Annotated in this window: 22 protein-coding genes; 9 read left to right on the top strand and 13 right to left on the bottom strand. The window is 36.6% G+C overall.

The annotated features are described in order from the left end of the window. Positions 1-206 precede the first annotated feature (206 nt). Together lysA and ACS8MM_RS08330 are read right to left on the bottom strand one after the other, a co-directional pair. Positions 207-1,412, bottom strand: a complete 1,206-nt coding sequence (lysA, locus tag ACS8MM_RS08335) for a diaminopimelate decarboxylase (RefSeq protein ID WP_379715190.1) — start codon at positions 1,410-1,412, stop codon at positions 207-209. 98 nt (positions 1,413-1,510) lie between these two features. Further along, positions 1,511-1,915 carry a hypothetical protein gene (locus ACS8MM_RS08330; protein WP_379715188.1) on the bottom strand — a complete coding sequence of 135 codons (405 nt, stop codon included), beginning with the start codon at positions 1,913-1,915 and terminating at the stop codon, positions 1,511-1,513. A gap of 169 nt (positions 1,916-2,084) precedes the next feature. Here ACS8MM_RS08330 and sucC point away from each other — a divergent pair, with 169 nt between their 5' ends. Both sucC and ACS8MM_RS08320 read left to right on the top strand, forming a co-directional pair. After that, the gene (sucC, locus tag ACS8MM_RS08325) at positions 2,085-3,278 is read left to right on the top strand and encodes an ADP-forming succinate--CoA ligase subunit beta (protein ID WP_379715186.1); all 1,194 of its coding nucleotides are present in this window, start codon (positions 2,085-2,087) and stop codon (positions 3,276-3,278) included. A 318-nt stretch (positions 3,279-3,596) separates the two neighbouring features. Continuing rightward, positions 3,597-3,932: a hypothetical protein gene (locus tag ACS8MM_RS08320; protein WP_379715184.1), complete on the top strand. Its 336-nt coding sequence runs from the start codon at positions 3,597-3,599 to the stop codon at positions 3,930-3,932. Between the two features lie 57 nt (positions 3,933-3,989). Here ACS8MM_RS08320 and nhaA read toward each other — a convergent pair whose 3' ends face one another. Beyond that, positions 3,990-5,132, bottom strand: a complete 1,143-nt coding sequence (nhaA, locus tag ACS8MM_RS08315) for a Na+/H+ antiporter NhaA (protein WP_379715182.1) — start codon at positions 5,130-5,132, stop codon at positions 3,990-3,992. A 57-nt stretch (positions 5,133-5,189) separates the two neighbouring features. Between nhaA and ACS8MM_RS08310 the strand changes: the two genes are divergently transcribed. Further along, the gene (locus tag ACS8MM_RS08310; RefSeq protein WP_379715180.1) at positions 5,190-6,140 is read left to right on the top strand and encodes an ion channel; all 951 of its coding nucleotides are present in this window, start codon (positions 5,190-5,192) and stop codon (positions 6,138-6,140) included. A 2-nt stretch (positions 6,141-6,142) separates the two neighbouring features. Here the strand turns inward: ACS8MM_RS08310 and ACS8MM_RS08305 are convergent, their stop codons facing one another. Continuing rightward, complete coding sequence (locus tag ACS8MM_RS08305; protein WP_379715178.1) at positions 6,143-6,691, bottom strand: YceI family protein; 549 nt, start codon at positions 6,689-6,691, stop codon at positions 6,143-6,145. Positions 6,692-6,716: 25 nt separating this feature from the next. Next, entirely contained in the window at positions 6,717-6,890 is a 174-nt protein-coding gene (locus ACS8MM_RS08300) for a hypothetical protein (RefSeq protein ID WP_379715176.1), read from the bottom strand. 273 nt (positions 6,891-7,163) lie between these two features. On the opposite strand from ACS8MM_RS08300, the gene ACS8MM_RS08295 reads away from it, so the two are divergent. The 3 genes from ACS8MM_RS08295 to ACS8MM_RS08285 are packed head-to-tail and all read left to right on the top strand — an operon-like array spanning position 7,164 to position 9,300. Then, positions 7,164-7,694, top strand: a complete 531-nt coding sequence (locus tag ACS8MM_RS08295) for an ankyrin repeat domain-containing protein (protein WP_379715174.1) — start codon at positions 7,164-7,166, stop codon at positions 7,692-7,694. Between the two features lies 1 nt (position 7,695). Beyond that, a complete protein-coding gene (locus ACS8MM_RS08290; protein ID WP_379715172.1) occupies positions 7,696-8,451 on the top strand; it encodes a T9SS type A sorting domain-containing protein in 756 nt (251 codons plus the stop codon). Positions 8,452-8,502: 51 nt separating this feature from the next. Beyond that, on the top strand, positions 8,503-9,300 hold the full coding sequence (locus ACS8MM_RS08285; protein ID WP_379715170.1) for a DUF5777 family beta-barrel protein: 798 nt from the start codon (positions 8,503-8,505) through the stop codon (positions 9,298-9,300). Here the strand turns inward: ACS8MM_RS08285 and ACS8MM_RS08280 are convergent. The 5 genes from ACS8MM_RS08280 to ACS8MM_RS08260 form a co-directional block, all read right to left on the bottom strand. Beyond that, the gene (locus ACS8MM_RS08280; protein ID WP_379715168.1) at positions 9,297-9,647 is read right to left on the bottom strand and encodes a cation transporter; all 351 of its coding nucleotides are present in this window, start codon (positions 9,645-9,647) and stop codon (positions 9,297-9,299) included. The genes ACS8MM_RS08285 and ACS8MM_RS08280 overlap by 4 nt on opposite strands. A 34-nt stretch (positions 9,648-9,681) precedes the next feature. Beyond that, positions 9,682-10,230: an acyl-CoA thioesterase gene (locus ACS8MM_RS08275; RefSeq protein ID WP_379715166.1), complete on the bottom strand. Its 549-nt coding sequence runs from the start codon at positions 10,228-10,230 to the stop codon at positions 9,682-9,684. Between the two features lie 78 nt (positions 10,231-10,308). Continuing rightward, the gene (locus ACS8MM_RS08270; RefSeq protein ID WP_379715164.1) at positions 10,309-10,680 is read right to left on the bottom strand and encodes a 6-phosphogluconate dehydrogenase; all 372 of its coding nucleotides are present in this window, start codon (positions 10,678-10,680) and stop codon (positions 10,309-10,311) included. 1 nt (position 10,681) lies between these two features. Continuing rightward, positions 10,682-12,052 carry a DNA recombination protein RmuC gene (gene rmuC / locus ACS8MM_RS08265; RefSeq protein WP_379715162.1) on the bottom strand — a complete coding sequence of 457 codons (1,371 nt, stop codon included), beginning with the start codon at positions 12,050-12,052 and terminating at the stop codon, positions 10,682-10,684. Between the two features lie 71 nt (positions 12,053-12,123). Continuing rightward, entirely contained in the window at positions 12,124-12,537 is a 414-nt protein-coding gene (locus tag ACS8MM_RS08260) for a hypothetical protein (protein WP_379715160.1), read from the bottom strand. 68 nt (positions 12,538-12,605) lie between these two features. Here ACS8MM_RS08260 and ACS8MM_RS08255 point away from each other — a divergent pair, with 68 nt between their 5' ends. The 3 genes from ACS8MM_RS08255 (at position 12,606) to ACS8MM_RS08245 (ending at position 14,191) form a co-directional block, all read left to right on the top strand. Beyond that, a complete protein-coding gene (locus tag ACS8MM_RS08255) occupies positions 12,606-13,175 on the top strand; it encodes a pseudouridine synthase (protein ID WP_379715158.1) in 570 nt (189 codons plus the stop codon). Between the two features lie 62 nt (positions 13,176-13,237). Then, positions 13,238-13,690, top strand: a complete 453-nt coding sequence (locus tag ACS8MM_RS08250) for a tRNA (cytidine(34)-2'-O)-methyltransferase (protein ID WP_379715156.1) — start codon at positions 13,238-13,240, stop codon at positions 13,688-13,690. Positions 13,691-13,726: 36 nt separating this feature from the next. After that, positions 13,727-14,191 carry a hypothetical protein gene (locus tag ACS8MM_RS08245; RefSeq protein ID WP_379715154.1) on the top strand — a complete coding sequence of 155 codons (465 nt, stop codon included), beginning with the start codon at positions 13,727-13,729 and terminating at the stop codon, positions 14,189-14,191. Positions 14,192-14,234: 43 nt separating this feature from the next. Here the strand turns inward: ACS8MM_RS08245 and ACS8MM_RS08240 are convergent, their stop codons facing one another. From ACS8MM_RS08240 to ACS8MM_RS08230, 3 genes are all read right to left on the bottom strand, one after another. After that, complete coding sequence (locus ACS8MM_RS08240; RefSeq protein WP_379715152.1) at positions 14,235-14,996, bottom strand: hypothetical protein; 762 nt, start codon at positions 14,994-14,996, stop codon at positions 14,235-14,237. 65 nt (positions 14,997-15,061) lie between these two features. Next, entirely contained in the window at positions 15,062-15,244 is a 183-nt protein-coding gene (locus tag ACS8MM_RS08235; RefSeq protein WP_379715150.1) for a hypothetical protein, read from the bottom strand. A 128-nt stretch (positions 15,245-15,372) separates the two neighbouring features. Continuing rightward, complete coding sequence (locus tag ACS8MM_RS08230) at positions 15,373-16,122, bottom strand: hypothetical protein (RefSeq protein ID WP_379715148.1); 750 nt, start codon at positions 16,120-16,122, stop codon at positions 15,373-15,375. Between the last annotated feature and the right edge of the window lie 5 nt (positions 16,123-16,127).

The raw sequence follows: 16,127 nt of genomic DNA, 5'->3' as shown, positions 1-16,127 counted from the left end.
ATTAACTATTTTCAAACATAAGATTTTTCTTAACGAATTAAGTTTATATAAAAATCGATGAAAAGTATATTTTTACCGATGTATTACAGTTGATAAGTAAAAATGTAAGACTAATTATCTGATTTAAAATGAGATTTGAAAAAGAAATGGCTCTGAACTTTTAGTTGAAGTTAGAGCCATATCTTTATCTAATGATTATTGTGGTTTTAGAATTCAATCTCGACTTGATTTTTTAGCAAATCTTCGAAAGTTTCTCGTTGACGGATTAATTGTGCTTTACCATCTTTCCATAGAATTTCGGCAGGTTTATAGCGTGAATTATAATTGGATGACATACTGAAGCAGTAGGCACCAGCATTTCTGAAACTTAAAATATCTCCTTCTTTGATTTCTGAAATTCTGCGGTTGGTTGCGAAGGTGTCTGTTTCACAAATATAACCTACAACCGAATAGAAGCGTTCTTTTCCTTTGGGATGTGAAATGTTTTCAATAAAGTGTTCCGAACCATAAAACATTGGACGGATTAGGTGGTTGAATCCAGTGTCAATTCCAGCAAATACTGTTGAAGTAGTTTGTTTTACCACATTAACTTTTGCCAAAAAGTAACCAGCCTCGCTTACCAAAAATTTACCGGGTTCAAAAGCTAATGTCAATTCACGACCGTATTCTTTTTCGAAAGCCAAAAAACGACGGGTTAATTTTTTGCCTAATTCTTCCACATTGGTTTCAATGTCTCCTTTTTTATATGGTACTTTGAATCCGCTTCCGAAATCAATGAAATCCAGTTCTTTGAAATGTTTAGCTGTATCAAATAAAATTTCGGCAGCATATAAAAAGACTTCAATATCCAAAATGTCAGAACCGGTATGCATGTGGATTCCGTTAATATGCATTCCTGTGTTGTCTACAATTCTCAAAATATGAGGCAATTGATGTATAGAAATTCCAAATTTGCTATCAATGTGACCCACCGAAATGTTCGAATTTCCTCCAGCCATTACATGCGGGTTGATGCGAATACAAACAGGCGTTTTTGGGTGTTTTGCGCCAAATTGTTCTAATATGGATAAGTTGTCAATATTGATTTGAACTCCTAAAGCGGCCACTTCTTCGATTTCATCCATAGATACGCCATTGGGAGTGTAAATGATGTTGTGAGGTTCAAAACCTGCGTGCAAACCTAGTTGTACTTCTTGAATGGATACGGTGTCTAATCCCGATCCTAATTGTTTAAAAAGTTTTAAAATGGATACATTCGATAAGGCTTTTACGGCATAGTTAATGCGTACTTTTTCTACCTTAGAAAATGCATTGGTTAATCGGTGATACTGTGAAGCAATTTTTTCGGCATCGTAAACGTAAATTGGTGAGCCGAATTCCTGTGCGATTTGTAATAACTGATTTGATTCCATTTCTTAATTTTTTTGCAAAATTAAAGGTACAAATTCTGAAACACAAATAAATACACAAAAAGTATAAAAATACAACAGTTTGTTATATTTATAACAATTTATAGTTTTGCTAGTTCTAATACTACGCCATCGGTAGTGAGTTGATTGATATAGAGCTTGTTGTTATAGGTGTAGTAACATCCCAAATCCATCGCATCAATAGTTACTGTTTCGGTGCAATCGGCGGCTACCTCGGCCTGATGTAATGTATAGGTGTACTCTCCACTTTCCAAAACGTCATAGTTATATTCGGTGTCTGTATTGATCACCTTTACATTGGAATTAGTAAACGTCCATTTGATTTTTCCTATAGGGTAATTGTTTTCTATGCCGGCAATTGTTCCCGATACTTTTACTAAGGCCCAGGTTCCTTTTAAAGAGTTATTGCTTTCATCATCGATGTCATCACACGAGGAAAAGGACAATGCTGAAAATAGTAATAGGTAAAACGGAAGTGTTTTCATAAGGAATGTTTTTTAGTTGTTTTAAACTATGGATGTTATAAATTGGTATTGGTTGCGCTTTTTGCATCGAATTATAGAAGATTGATGAAATAAATGTGTGGACTACTGCATTTATTGTTAAGGAATTTATTATTTTTGTGGCACTTTTAAATAAGTCAAAATCTTTATTATGAATTTACACGAGTATCAAGGAAAACAAATATTAGCTAGCTACGGAGTGCGCGTGCAACGTGGTTATGTAGCAAATAACGCTGAAGAAGCGGTTGCAAAAGCGAAACAACTTACAGCTGAAACAGGTACAGGTTGGCATGTAATTAAAGCTCAGATTCACGCTGGTGGACGTGGAAAAGGTGGAGGAGTTAAATTGGCTAAAAATTTAGACCAGGTTAAGGAAATCGCTGAACAAATCATCGGAATGGATTTGATTACACCTCAAACACCTCCAACAGGTAAAAGAGTACACAAAGTTTTGGTTGCTGAAGATGTATACTATCCTGGAGAAAGTGAAACTAAAGAATTTTACATGTCGGTTTTATTAAACCGTGGTAAAGGTCGTAATATGATTATGTATTCTACTGAAGGTGGAATGGATATCGAAGAAGTAGCGGAACACACACCACATTTAATCTTCACTGAAGAAATTGATCCTGCGGTAGGTTTACAAGGTTTTCAGGCAAGAAGAATTGCTTTCAACCTAGGTTTATCTGGGGAAGCTTTCAAAGAAATGGTGAAATTCGTTGCTGCTTTATACAATGCTTACATCGGTTCTGATTCTTCTATGTTTGAAATCAATCCAGTATTGAAAACTTCAGACAATAAAATCATGGCAGTTGATGCTAAAGTTTCTTTAGATGATAACGCTTTATTCCGTCATACAGATTTGGCTGAAATGCGTGATATCACTGAAGAGCGCCCAATTGAAGTGGAAGCTAAAGAAGCAGGATTAAACTATGTTGATCTTGACGGAACTGTAGGTTGTATGGTTAATGGTGCTGGTTTAGCAATGGCTACGATGGACTTAATTAAATATGCGGGTTACGAGCCGGCTAACTTCCTAGACGTTGGAGGAACTGCTGATGCTAAACGTGTTGAGACAGCTTTCCGTATTATCTTGAAAGATCCAAACGTGAAAGCAATCTTAATCAACATTTTTGGTGGTATCGTTCGTTGTGACCGTGTTGCTCAAGGTGTTGTTGATGCTTACAAAAACATGGGTGATGCAATTAAAGTGCCTATCATCGTTCGTTTACAGGGAACCAATGCTGAAATCGCAAAAGAATTAATCGATAATTCAGGTATGCCAATTTTATCTGCTGTTCAATTCCAAGAAGCAGCGGATCAAGTTAAAGCAGCGTTGTCGTAAATAAAAGAATATTTATTGAACAAAACCCAAGCGTAAGCTTGGGTTTTTTTGTTTTGTTTGAATTATCTGATTTGAATTATTCGCAATGTTATGCTAATGTTATGATTTGATTTTTGATATTTTATTGTGTTTTAACAAAATTAGTAAGAATAATTGACTTGTTTCTCTTTTGGTTTTGAAGTAGTGTCAATGTTTTACGTTCTGTCTTTTTTGATGTGTTTTGTAAGGTTATCTTTACTTTAAGTAATTGATTAGCAGTAGTTTTTTTTAGTTCTTCAAAGTAATTTTGCCTCGTAATCAAATAAAAAAAGACACACAATGAAAAAAGCAGTGAAATTTTCAATTTTAGTATTCTTAATGAGTACAAGTATGGTATTTGCTAATGGATTTTCTCCTGTAGAGGATTTTCCAAAAGCGATAAAGGAAATTACAGCCTATTTATATGAAGCAATTGGTGAAGATGGAATTGAAGGACAAAAATCAGTGAATGTGATTTTTACGGTGAATTCAGATAACGAAATAATTGTATTGGATGTGAGAACCTCCGATAAAGATTTTAAAGGGTATGTAAAAGCTATCTTGAACAATAAAGAATTGAGTACAGCAGATTTGATTCCGGGTAAGCAATATACGTTCAAAGTGGTTGTGAGATAATTGCAATCAATTCTATAAAAAAACTCCCGGTAAATAACCGGGAGTTTTTTTATAGAATTATATATTTTCACTTTTCTTTAGTACTGCTTTTAAAGCGAGTAATCCAAAAACACCCGCTATTAGAGACGCGACAATGATATATAATTTTGCATTGTTAATGACTGCTGTATCAGTAAAAGCTAAAAGCGTAACAAAAATTGACATGGTAAAACCAATACCACCCAAAATTCCTACACCAAAAATGGAAGGCCATCTAAGTCCTTGGGTCAATCGCGCTAATTTTAATTGTACTGCAGTAAAAGAAAATAAAGTGATGCCCAACGGTTTTCCAATCACTAATCCAGCAATTATACCGTATGCATATAAGGGAAGTGTGTCTTGGTCGTTCAAATTAATGGCTATAGCGGTATTGGCTAAAGCAAAAATGGGAAGAATTAGAAAAGCTACAGGTTTGGTTAGTTTGTGCTCCAATTGATAGGAAATGGAGTTTTCTTCTCCATTCTGAAACGGAATGGCAAAGGCTAATAATACTCCTGTAATTGTAGCGTGAACACCAGAATTCAACATAAAATACCACATGGCGGCACCTAAAACAAGATAAAGCCATAATTGGTATACTTTTAGTCTGTTGAGAATTAGTAAAATACCAAAAATACCTAAAGCAATCGAAAGTGATAGGGCGTTTAGGTCTTTGGAATAAAATAAGGCAATAACAATGATTGCTCCCAAATCATCAATAACAGCTAATGCGGTTAAGAAAACTTTTAAAACAATAGGGACTTTGTCTCCTAAAAGCGACAAAATACCTATGGCAAAAGCAATATCAGTAGCCATGGGTATTCCTATACCATTTTGATAGGGTGTATCATGACAGAATAGATAGTAGATGAATGCGGGTACCAACATTCCTCCCAAAGCGCCCATAACGGGTAACATGGCATTGCGTATATTGGATAACTCTCCGATATAGACTTCTCGTTCAAGTTCAAGTCCGATCAATAAAAAGAAAATGGTCATTAAACCATCGTTGATGATGTGTTCAACCGACATACTGCCTATTTTGGTATGCCAAAAATGAATGTAATTTTCACCAATTGAGGAATTGGCTAGAGTTATAGAAATAAGAGTAGAGATAAGGAGGATAACTCCTCCGGTTTTTTCGCTTTCAAAAAAAGAGGCAAATAATTTCGTGGCTTTCATTTTAATTTTTTAAGGAGAAAATATTGCCTAAATTTACAATAATATTGGCAAACAGTTATGGCGGTTTTAAAAAAAACGAAAAAACAAAAGGCAAATAAGCATACCGGTTTCGGTACTAATGCAGCGAATTACGGTGGACGTTTCATCAATAAGGATGGAAGTGCAAATATCCAAAAAGTAGGAATTGGATTCATGGAACGAACCAGTTGGTACCATACAATGCTGAATATTCCACGTTGGAAATTTATGATTACTATATTTATTTTTTATTTGATTGTCAATTTTTTATTCGCTGGTATTTATTATTTTATCGGGGTAGAACACTTGAATGGAATTGTAGCGGACACCGCATTGGAAAAGTTTGGGCAAGCGTACTTCTTTAGTGTGCAAACTTTTACTACTGTAGGTTATGGTCACATCAGTCCAAGTGGCTTTTGGGCGAGTTTTGTAGCTTCTGTCGAAGCGCTATCTGGATTGTTAAGTTTTGCAATTGCAACGGGTTTGTTTTACGGTAGATTTAGTAAGCCACAAGCACATATTCTTTTTTCAGATAATGCGATTATCGCACCATTTCAGGAAGGAAAAGCTTTAATGATGCGTATTACTCCTTACAAAAATACAAATCTAACCGATGCAGAAGCCAAAGTGACACTCGGAATGAGAGTCAATGAAAATGGTCAGGAGTTCAATCGGTTTTTTACTTTGGATTTGGAATACGATAAAATTAACGCTTTGACACTTAGTTGGACCTTAGTGCATCCTATAACCGAGGAAAGCCCATTGTACGGTTTTACAGAAGAAGATTTTAAAAAGACCAAAGGGGAACTTTTGTTGTTTGTGAAAGCTTTTGATGAAATGTTTAGCAATACGGTGGCAATACGAACTTCCTATGTGTTCGATGAAATTATTTATGGGGCAAAATTTGTTCAGATGTTCGAAAATAGCCACAACAACAAAACCATACTAAATGTTGATAAGCTGAATTCGTTCGAAAAAGTGTTGCTTTAAAATTATTCTAATTTATAATCAAGCGTAACATTAACCTTTTTAGCAACCTTGCTTCGGATTAATGCTGGGAGTTCAATACCAAAATCATCAGTGATTAAATTGAAGTTGGAACTTAAAAGGACAACGTTGTTGTTCTTGGCAATTTTTGCAGTGATACTTATTTCCTTTGATTTGCCATGGAGTTCCATGATTCCAGTAATTGTATATTCTTGCTTTTGAGAAGTGAGTTGACTAAAATCGAAATTGGAGATTTTTCCCTTAAAAAACCCTTTCGGGTATTTGTCGCTTTCCATGTAATTTTCGTTGAAATGCTCTTGCATCAAAGCCAAACGAAATTGAAATCCTTTCATAAAAACTAGCCCAACGATTTCACCGGTTTTCGTGTTTAAAACACATCCCGAATTTTTATTGGTAGCTTTAACTTCTTCAAAAGAAGGTACGGATGCTTCAAAGGTGGTTGTGCCGGTTTTGGTAATCACTTTTTCCTGGGCACTTATGGTGAGTGTGGTAAACGTAATCAGTGAAAAGAGTAGTAAGTGTTGCAATTTCATAATTACTAGTTTAAGGTTGTAGTACTTAATCGGAAAAACCGTCATCTCTCCATTTAATAATTATATCAATTGAAGTTTGAGGTAATCTAGTGCCTCCGTTAGGCATCATGCCATCTGAGCCTTGAGGTCTTGAGATGCGATCTAATAATCCTCTATTTTCTATCGCATTTCTTACGTCTAGTAAGGTAACTAAAGACATAGGGGCGCCGTTTTGGGGTGGATTGGTATGGCAAAATAAACAGTTGTTTTCTATGATGGGTTTAATGTCTTGGACGTAAGAAATCTTCTCAGGTACTGGATTCGTTAAATCAGACTCGCTATCGTTAACACAAGCTACTAAAGGTGTTAAAAGAAGTAAACTGAGTATTTTCTTCATAAACTTCCAATTAGATTTAAATTTCATTAAAATTAATTCAAAATAGTAATAAAATAATAAAAATAGTGTTAAATTTGAGTAAGATTTCTAATGGAAATGAAGAGCAAATATATTTGTATAGTAGTACTGATTTTGTTATTGAGCTCAATCGAAACGTTTTCTCAATCGGATATTTTTGCCCTTGCCCGAACCGGAACTGTTGACAAAATGAAAGCTCTGGTGAACCAAAGCCCTGATGCAGTCAACCAGATAAATGAAGATGGAAATTCCCCACTAATTATTGCATGCTATAAAGGAAATTATGATGTTGCTGTTTTTCTGATGAATAAAGTGGAAAACATTAATTATACAAGTGCTATGGGAACAGCACTTATGGCTGCAACCGTAAAAAATGATGTGGCAATCGTTAAAATGCTTCTTGAAAATCGTGCTGACCCTAATCTAACCGATAAAAACGGAACAACAGCCTTACATTATGCGGTTAATTTTAAGTTGTATGAAATTGCTGCACTTTTAATGGCGCATCACGCCAATACCGAATTGACAGATAGTAGAAAGAAAACACCTTTTGATTATGCTGTCATTGCAGATGATGACAAACTAATACAAATACTAAAATCCAAGTAATATGAAAAAACTAGTACTTTCGTTGTTAATGGTATTGCTTTCGATAGGTGGGCTTTTTGCGCAAACCTATTCTACAGGCAATATGACTTTCTTTGGGGATTATTCCGGCAAAATAGATGTGACTTCTTCTACGGTTACAGTTACATTAGTTGGACCTGACACAAGTTGGCTAGGTATAGGATTTGATGCGACTTCAATGAATAATACCGGCAAAGATGTGATTATTTTTGATGGAACAAGTATCACCGATAGAAGTTTTAACGGGATTGGAGTAACACCACCAACAGATACTCAAAATTGGACACTTTCTTCGAATACAGTTGTTGCAGGGGAAAGAACTGTAGTGATGACCAGGGCTAGAGTGGCTACTCAAGGAACTGATTATACTTTTCCGGCTGCAGCTCAACCATTGAATGTGATATTTGCCAGAAGCATAGACTCACCAGTGATTACCTATCATGGAGGAGGGAATTGTGGTACAATTACAGCCAATTTAACACTAGGAGCTAATGAGTTTGCATTGGAATCAGTAAAAGTGTACCCAAACCCTTCTAAAGAGTTTTTTACTATAGAACTTCCTGAAACCATAGGTAAAGCGGAAGTTAAAGTCTATGATGCTGTTGGTAAATTGATTAAGCAACAACAAATTTCAACCATAGAAAATAAAATCTATACCGCGGATTTGACCTCTGGATCTTATTTTATGATTCTTAGATCAGACTACGGTAACACTACAAGAACAATTGTGATCGATTAATTGTATATGAGGTATTTGTTGATACTATACATCTTCTTTTTTACGCAAACTGTGTTTTCACAAGATGATTTGCTTTCCCAAATCGATTCTGTAGACACAGGAGGTAAAGCAAATGCTGCTTTTAAAGCGGTGAAAATTGTAAATCTCGAATCAACGAAACTGTTAGGAAAAAAGGAACTGTATCTTGTAATAGCTCATCGTTTTGCCTCAGTTAAAGAAGGAGTGGAGGGTTTCTTCGGTTTGGATAATGCCGTAACTCAAATCAAATTTATTTACGGATGGACCGATGGTTTTTCTGTAGCCGCAGCAAGAAGTGAACAAGCCTATGATTTTAGTGCCAAATATCGAATAGCCTCTCAACAGGAAAATCGATTTCCCTTTACCATTGTGGGGTTTCATAGTATCGGTTTCAACAATCAACTGAAAGAGTCGAATTATCCTAAAATGTCTTTCAATAATCGATTGATTTTTGTCAACCAACTATTGATCTCAAGGAAATGTAATGAAAATCTATCTCTAGAAATCGCACCAACTTATTTTCACGAAAATTTTGTGGTAGATGATGCTCAATCCAACAGCCAGTTGGCACTAGGAATGGGAGGAAGGTATAAAATTTCGAAAAGGGTTTCCATAAATGCAGACTATGTTCCTCATTTGAACCGCTCTTCTTCTTCTCCTTTCCGAAATCCTTTATCTATTGGGGTTGATGTTGAAACCGGCGGACATGTCTTTCAGATGCATTTTACCAATTCGCAAGGCATTCATGAATCTGGATTTTTGGGTAATACCACTGGAAACTGGGGGAAAGGCGATATCTTTTTCGGATTTAACCTAGTAAGGGTGTTCTAAGATTTTTTACAACAACCATCCAATCTTTCATAAGCTGCCTGATCTGCTTTCACGTCATCAGCATCATAACCTAACTTCGATATTGCGGTTCTGATAGCTTGAAGATTTGTTTTCTGCTCATTGTAGTAAACGGTAATCGTCATTTTTGTTGCGTCCAGTTCGTACATTTTCAATCCCTTTATCTTAAGCATATTGGCCTGAAAGTTTTTACCACAGGTTTCGCACTCTTTGCAATGATCACAGTAAATGGCAGTAGTAATGACCGCTTTTTTGTTTTTGTTCGGCGCTTGTCCAAAAGTGAATGAAAATGTGAAGAAGGCGAATAAAAGTAAAAGAGAATTTTTCATGTAATGTGTTTTTGTATCTATTGTAGTTTGATTTTTAAAAAATGTCCATCTGAACGTTGTGTTTGCTTAATTCGGATAAAGCTTCATCCGATTTATAATCAAAGGTTTCTTCGTGATTTTTTTTGTCTTTTTTGTTGGCAATCATTTTGATACAATTCCAAAAACGACGAATATCATCATCTGTAGATAAAATCAATCCGGGTACAGGAACATTGTTGCCGGTTTTATCTTTGGCTACCATTGTAAAGTAAGAGGAGTTGCAGTGCTTAATGGTACCGGTTTGAATGTTTTCTGCTTCAACCCGAATGCCGACAATCATCGATGTTTTTCCAACATAGTTCACAGAGGCACGCATAGTCACCAATTCACCTACCTCAATAGGACTCAGAAAATCGACAGTATCAACAGAGGCAGTAACGCAATAATGCCCCGAAAATTTAGAAGCACAGGCAAACGCTATCTGGTCAAGCAATGACAAAATATACCCTCCATGAATTTTTCCACTGAAGTTGGTATGTGACGGTAGCATCAGTTCCGAGATAACTACTTTCGATGATTTTACGGTTTTGAATGGATAGGCCATAATAGGATGTTTTTGCGTTAGAAATTAACCCGAGTTACCATAAAGAACGGAAATCCCGACTCTTGTGGTAACGCCCAATTAATTGTTGAAATGTTGCGGCTGTTTTTCCTCTTGGACTTTGATGATGAAATGCTTCGTGTCACCCCACCAAGGAAATGTCTTGTAGCGCTCAATATAAGTGGCTTTTACATAATGCCCTTGTAACGCTCTCAATTGACGGATAACATCGGCATCTTTATCCATTACCGAGAATTTGAATACCTGTGTGCCGTAAATTCCTTTTGAAATTTCTCCTTCCCAGGTTTTGAAAATATAGCCTTTGTGACTGAATTTTACCAACTGTCCTGTTTGATCGCCTTCGCTATAGGTCGCATAATAAAATACAGTAAAATAGCCTGTTACTCCTAGGATAAGTGTCAGAATCCCGATAATGATGATTTTACGTAGCATATTATTGTGATAATTCGTTAGTTTCTGCACGGTTGATGATACTTTCCGGAAGCGATTTTTTGGCTTTCGCACCCATTTTCTTCAGTTTTTCTACACTGGTAACTAGATTTCCTTTTCCTTCCACTAGTTTGTTCATGGCATTGCCGTATTCGGCTTTGGCTTCATCCATCCTTTTGCCAATTTTAATCAAATCGGAAACAAAACCTTCAAATTTATCATACAATGCACCAGCTTGTCGTGCAATCTCATAAGCGTTTTCTTGTTGTTTCTGATTGGTCCACATACTGTCAATGGTTCGTAATGTAGCCAATAAAGTAGAAGGCGTTACAATAACGATGTTCTTCTCGAAAGCTCTGTTGTATAACGTCGCATCTTCATTGAGTGCCAATGCAAACGCAGGCTCAATTGGAATGAATAACAATACGAAATCCGGACTTTCAATTTTATACAAATCCTGGTAGTTTTTTTCACTCAATTGCTCTACATGGCGTTTCAATGCAGTAACATGTTCTTTCAGATATTGTGCTTTGTTGTCTTCGTCTTCTTCATTGGTATAACGCTCATAAGCGGTTAAAGTAACTTTAGAATCGACAATCATTTTTTTGCCATCAGGTAAGTTAATAACGACATCGGGTTGCACGCGGTTGCCTTCTTCGGTAACAAAACTTTGCTGCACTTCGTACTCTCTTCCTTTCTCTAATCCTGATTTTTCCAATACGCGTTCCAATACCAATTCGCCCCAATTTCCTTGCATTTTGCTGTCGCCTTTTAATGCTTTCGTCAGGTTTAAAGTTTCCTTGCTCATCTGTGCATTCATTTCTTTCAATCCTAAGATTTGCTGACGTAAAGCGGCATGATAATCAATACTTTCCTTATGTGTGTCTTCCACTTTCTTCTCAAACAATTGGATTTTGTCTTGTAAAGGTGAAAGTATGTTTTTTAAGTTTTCTTTGTTCTGTTCCGTAAATTTGGTAGTCTTCTCTTCAAGTATTTTATTCGCTAAGTTTTCGAACTCTTTGGTGAACTTCTCCTGTAGCTGCTCTACTTCTTGTTTTTGCTCTCTATTTCGTTCCAGTAAATTGTCAAAATCGATTTCTTTTTTTGCCAATTGAATCGCTATGGCGTCCTTTTCGGTTCGGATACTCTCTTTTTCAGTGGTGTTTTGATGGAACTGATTTTCCCATTGGGTTCTTTCGGTTTGGAATTGTTGTTTCAATTGCTCGATTTGCCCCAACAATCCATTGATTTTTTCTTCCAATGAGGCTTTTTCCGACTTAGAATTGGCCGAAGAAAGCGCTTTCCCAATGAAAATTCCTATGGTTAATGCAATAACAAAAGTGATAAAGGCTAATAGGAGTAAGGTTACTGACATGGATTTTATTTTTGTACTGTAAAAGTAAACAATAAATGTTATTGGAAAAAATGGAAATGGAGGAAGAAACTTTATTCAAACGGATCCAAATCCGGCTTCAGAAATGTTTTTTTTGCTTCCTCCGATTGAAAGATATCTGTCGAATAATGGGTGGCCAACAAGGATTTGAAATGGGTTTTTAACGACTGGTTTTGAGTAACAAGTTCTAAAAATGTAGTACTCTGCGTTTTTTGGATAAAAAAGGCTACCGCTTTTACACTAGCCACAGTAATGGTTTCATGGTATTTGTCTTTGGCTCCGAGTGAGGCTGCATAGTTTTGAATCTGCACTCTGATGATGTCAATCGCTTGTTCTACGTGATTGTGTTGGAGCTGAATCCAAGCCAAACGCAAATGAGCTTCATGACTGAATAGTGCAGCAGGTAAGGTGCAATCCGAAAGTTGTTGTATAAATTCAGCGTCAGTAAATTCAAAATGCTTTTCCATAGCCATTCATTTAGCAGCAATAAAAGTACTGATGTTTTCTACAGAATGCCTTATTTTTGCAAAAGATTATGAAACACCACCACTTTATTTTGCACAAACCCCACGGGTATTTGAGTCAGTTTATTTACGAAAAGAAGCGCCCCAAGAAAAAATTGGGTGAATTGTTCGATTTTCCCGAAGGGACCATGGCTATTGGTCGTTTGGATGAAGATTCGGAGGGTTTGTTATTGTTGACCACTGATGGAATGATGAGTGAGATGGTGCGCAGTAAAACAATCGAAAAAGAATACTATGCTCAAGTTGATGGCGTAATTACACAAGAAGCCATAGAAAAATTGAAAGTTGGGGTAGAAATTGGCTTCAAAGGGATTCGATATACCACCCAACCGTGTGAATCCCATGCAATAAGTGTTTTGCCGGAATACATTGGGGCAGGCAGAAGAATTCGCGATGAACGTCATGGTCCTACCAGCTGGGTATCCATAACGCTTACCGAAGGGAAATTCCGCCAAGTGCGTAAAATGACCGCAGCTGTTGGTTTTCCAACCTTACGCTTAGTGCGTGTTCGTGTAGGGACTGTTACTTTACATGATTTGAAAGCGGGCGAAGTCCTGGAAGTAGAAAATTTTAATAGCTAACAATCTAAGAAGTCTAAGAAATCTAAGAAGTCTAATAATCTAACCATCTAAGAAGTCCAAATATGTTGAATATCGTTTTAGTAGAACCTGAAATTCCAAATAATACCGGTAATATTGGCCGACTGTGCGTAGGTACCGGAAACCGCCTGCATCTAATTAAACCGTACGGATTTGAAATTACCGACAAGAACCTAAAACGATCCGGATTGGATTATTGGGTGCATTTAGACTGGAAAGAATACGATACAGTATCCGAATGGATAAGCCAGATTCCGGATGCTTCAAGAGTGTTTTTGTTTAGTTCGAAAGCGGATAAATCCTACTATGAAGCAGCATTTCAAGAAGGGGATTGGTTGGTGTTTGGAAAAGAAAGCGTTGGTTTAAGCCCGGAAGTTTTAGCACAGTTCGAGAATCATCTCACAATTCCAATGACCGATAAAATCAGAAGCTACAATATTGCCAATTCTGTTGCGTTTGTAGTAGGAGAGGCAAGAAGACAATTGCTTTTTAAATAGAACGATTTCCAAAGTATAACCTAGAGCAACTTTGTAATGGTTAGTCAAGATAACAATTCCGATGCTGTGCCTTCCGAAGTGAAAATTTTTTACTCTAAGTGGAAATTGGTAGGGCAGATTTTGATAGGTGCTGCTGTAACGGCTACAGGAATTATAACGGTATATACCGACTTGCATTTCTATATTGGTTACGCCATCATTATAGCTGGTATTTATAGGCTGTACCAGTATTGTAGTAAACTACCGCTAACGCTTCCCGTTATTGTACTCAACGAGAAAGGAATCATAGCCAGCGAATACGGTTATTTCGACTGGAATGCCGTAGGTCGAATATATGTCGTTCGAAGAAGGGAATGGAGAAGTTTCAGTGATTACCTCGTTGTAATGACCAATTCTATTCATGAAATCCTTCTCGATGATTTGGACGTGTCGTTTGAAGATTTGGAAAATTACGTGGAGCGCTTCCAAAAGCGTCATAAATATGGAGTGTCTTCTAAGTAACCAAAGTAGTTGAAATTTACTTTCTACAAGAATAGAAACGATTTTAAGGCATCAAATAAATGGAAATCAATAATTCATTCTTTTGTCGCCAACGCAACCAACCGGTTAACGGATTTTTACATTGGTCAATGTACTGTGAACAGGGTTCTCCTTCATAAGGATTGTCACTATTATTATAAAAACAATCATATTTTACTTTGATCCAATCGCCTTTGATTTCCATAGGACAAAATAATTCGTTTCCTTTTGGAAGGGAAAGGGTATCAGAAGTGACTTCAGGATTCGTTCGCAATGGCTGATAGTCAACTCCTTCAACAACGCTTCTTCGACCTATTCCAAAAGAGGATGATATGTAGTCATTCCAGGTTGTAAACTCGAATTCTTTGGTTTTAGGTAGGTATTTCACATCGGAGTAGTTAATCAATACTTTATAGGCTTTGTTGGTCATCCCAAGACATACAAAGTGCATGATGCCATAATCGGGCTTGAAAAATTTGGTACAGAATCCCATGGCATCATAGTCTTCCTCCATATTTCGCTTAGTATAAAGCTTCGTTAACAATGGATCATCATAAATGACCAATTTTGAAGGAGCTTTGACTAATCCAATGCCCAAATCGGAAACAGGATTGTTGTATTCGCATTGTGTTGTAGAAACGTCTGGGGAAACCTTAGCCTCTGTGGATGTTACAACATGTTCAGTTGCTGTAGTATCACTCTCTATGTTTTTGCTCTTGGAAGTATCGCTTTTTTGCCCGCAGGAACAAAGGAGTGTGGCAATGAAAATAGAAAAAAGTAGTCTCATGATGGTTTGGATGTCTTTTGATAGTTAACTATAGAGCTATCGGCAATAGAAAATGTGTGATGAATTTACTTTGATTTGTTAGTGTGTTGTTTCCGATTCATTCCAAAAGACAATAAAAGCATACCCAATGCTATACCATACAGGAAACCTTTGGTAGAATCTGAAATCGAATAGTGCTGTGAAACGAATAGTGCAACACTCAACATGAAAAGCCCGAGAAGTATAAGAATGGAATGTTTAGGTTGCATAGTGTTTGAATTTGTTGATGTAAAGTGTAAATTAATGTTTTTTTGATTCAATCCAGTGAAGTAACCAAAGTAACTAAGTTATGAATTTCTTTGTTTTCTTATCCGTTTGCTTTACCAAAAATGTCATTTCATTCTTCAGGATATTCCTCCAACGGGTTAAAGTTTTTAAAACGAACATAGGCACCTTTACTTTTGATTTTTTTTATGGTTTTGATTTCCTTGTTTTTGTCCACTAGGGAAACAGTGTGAAAGTTTTCATCATTGTAGACATAGGCAAAAGGTTGCAAGCTGTCTTTGTTTATTTTAGCAAAAACACAAGTGGATGTACCATGAACCAAAAAGGCATCAATGCAGTTAAGTTGCTTGTTGAATTTCATATTTGGGAAGTCTTGGGAGTTGACAATGGATACCAATTCCTTTTTGGTATCGTCATATACAAAAAGTCGTCTCACTTCATTCGCACCGCGGGCTGCCGTAGCCGAAATAAAAGTAATGTCGTTCAATCCATCATTAGTATAGTCAGAAAATTTAGGTTCCAAACTACTTAATGCTGTGCATTCATAGAAATAGGTGTTTTGAATAAACCAATACTTCGGCCCCTTAGTGTAAAATTTGACAATAACATAACAGTCATCCAGTACCCGATGCTTGATCAATTCAATTTTCGATTGCCCTTTTCGGCCAATATGCACACTGTCTACAAAATGCTCAATAATTTCTGCACTAGCATCGAGGGTATCCATTGCAGTAACCGAATCTGTAGGCAGTGTATCGGTAGGTTTGGTTACTGTAGGAGAAACGGTCTCGGATGAATTATCGGTCGACTTGGTGGTACACGAATACAGTAGAAGAATAAAAAGGGTGAAATAGACTTTCATCGTCG

It is taken from the genome of Flavobacterium sp. MAHUQ-57 (assembly GCF_051908335.1).
In the GTDB taxonomy this organism is placed as follows: domain Bacteria; phylum Bacteroidota; class Bacteroidia; order Flavobacteriales; family Flavobacteriaceae; genus Flavobacterium.
Note: the sequence above shows the minus strand (reverse complement) of the source record. Positions and strands in the feature narration are given on the sequence as shown.

Coding starts and splice junctions, on each gene's coding strand:
- lysA (WP_379715190.1), bottom strand. CDS start 1,412: ATGGAATCAAATCAGTTATTACAAATCGCACAGGAATTCGGCTCACCA.
- ACS8MM_RS08330 (WP_379715188.1), bottom strand. CDS start 1,915: ATGAAAACACTTCCGTTTTACCTATTACTATTTTCAGCATTGTCCTTT.
- sucC (WP_379715186.1), top strand. CDS start 2,085: ATGAATTTACACGAGTATCAAGGAAAACAAATATTAGCTAGCTACGGA.
- ACS8MM_RS08320 (WP_379715184.1), top strand. CDS start 3,597: ATGAAAAAAGCAGTGAAATTTTCAATTTTAGTATTCTTAATGAGTACA.
- nhaA (WP_379715182.1), bottom strand. CDS start 5,132: ATGAAAGCCACGAAATTATTTGCCTCTTTTTTTGAAAGCGAAAAAACC.
- ACS8MM_RS08310 (WP_379715180.1), top strand. CDS start 5,190: ATGGCGGTTTTAAAAAAAACGAAAAAACAAAAGGCAAATAAGCATACC.
- ACS8MM_RS08305 (WP_379715178.1), bottom strand. CDS start 6,691: ATGAAATTGCAACACTTACTACTCTTTTCACTGATTACGTTTACCACA.
- ACS8MM_RS08300 (WP_379715176.1), bottom strand. CDS start 6,890: ATGTCTTTAGTTACCTTACTAGACGTAAGAAATGCGATAGAAAATAGA.
- ACS8MM_RS08295 (WP_379715174.1), top strand. CDS start 7,164: ATGAAGAGCAAATATATTTGTATAGTAGTACTGATTTTGTTATTGAGC.
- ACS8MM_RS08290 (WP_379715172.1), top strand. CDS start 7,696: ATGAAAAAACTAGTACTTTCGTTGTTAATGGTATTGCTTTCGATAGGT.
- ACS8MM_RS08280 (WP_379715168.1), bottom strand. CDS start 9,647: ATGAAAAATTCTCTTTTACTTTTATTCGCCTTCTTCACATTTTCATTC.
- ACS8MM_RS08275 (WP_379715166.1), bottom strand. CDS start 10,230: ATGGCCTATCCATTCAAAACCGTAAAATCATCGAAAGTAGTTATCTCG.
- ACS8MM_RS08270 (WP_379715164.1), bottom strand. CDS start 10,680: ATGCTACGTAAAATCATCATTATCGGGATTCTGACACTTATCCTAGGA.
- rmuC (WP_379715162.1), bottom strand. CDS start 12,052: ATGTCAGTAACCTTACTCCTATTAGCCTTTATCACTTTTGTTATTGCA.
- ACS8MM_RS08260 (WP_379715160.1), bottom strand. CDS start 12,537: ATGGAAAAGCATTTTGAATTTACTGACGCTGAATTTATACAACAACTT.
- ACS8MM_RS08255 (WP_379715158.1), top strand. CDS start 12,606: ATGAAACACCACCACTTTATTTTGCACAAACCCCACGGGTATTTGAGT.
- ACS8MM_RS08250 (WP_379715156.1), top strand. CDS start 13,238: ATGTTGAATATCGTTTTAGTAGAACCTGAAATTCCAAATAATACCGGT.
- ACS8MM_RS08245 (WP_379715154.1), top strand. CDS start 13,727: ATGGTTAGTCAAGATAACAATTCCGATGCTGTGCCTTCCGAAGTGAAA.
- ACS8MM_RS08240 (WP_379715152.1), bottom strand. CDS start 14,996: ATGAGACTACTTTTTTCTATTTTCATTGCCACACTCCTTTGTTCCTGC.
- ACS8MM_RS08235 (WP_379715150.1), bottom strand. CDS start 15,244: ATGCAACCTAAACATTCCATTCTTATACTTCTCGGGCTTTTCATGTTG.
- ACS8MM_RS08230 (WP_379715148.1), bottom strand. CDS start 16,122: ATGAAAGTCTATTTCACCCTTTTTATTCTTCTACTGTATTCGTGTACC.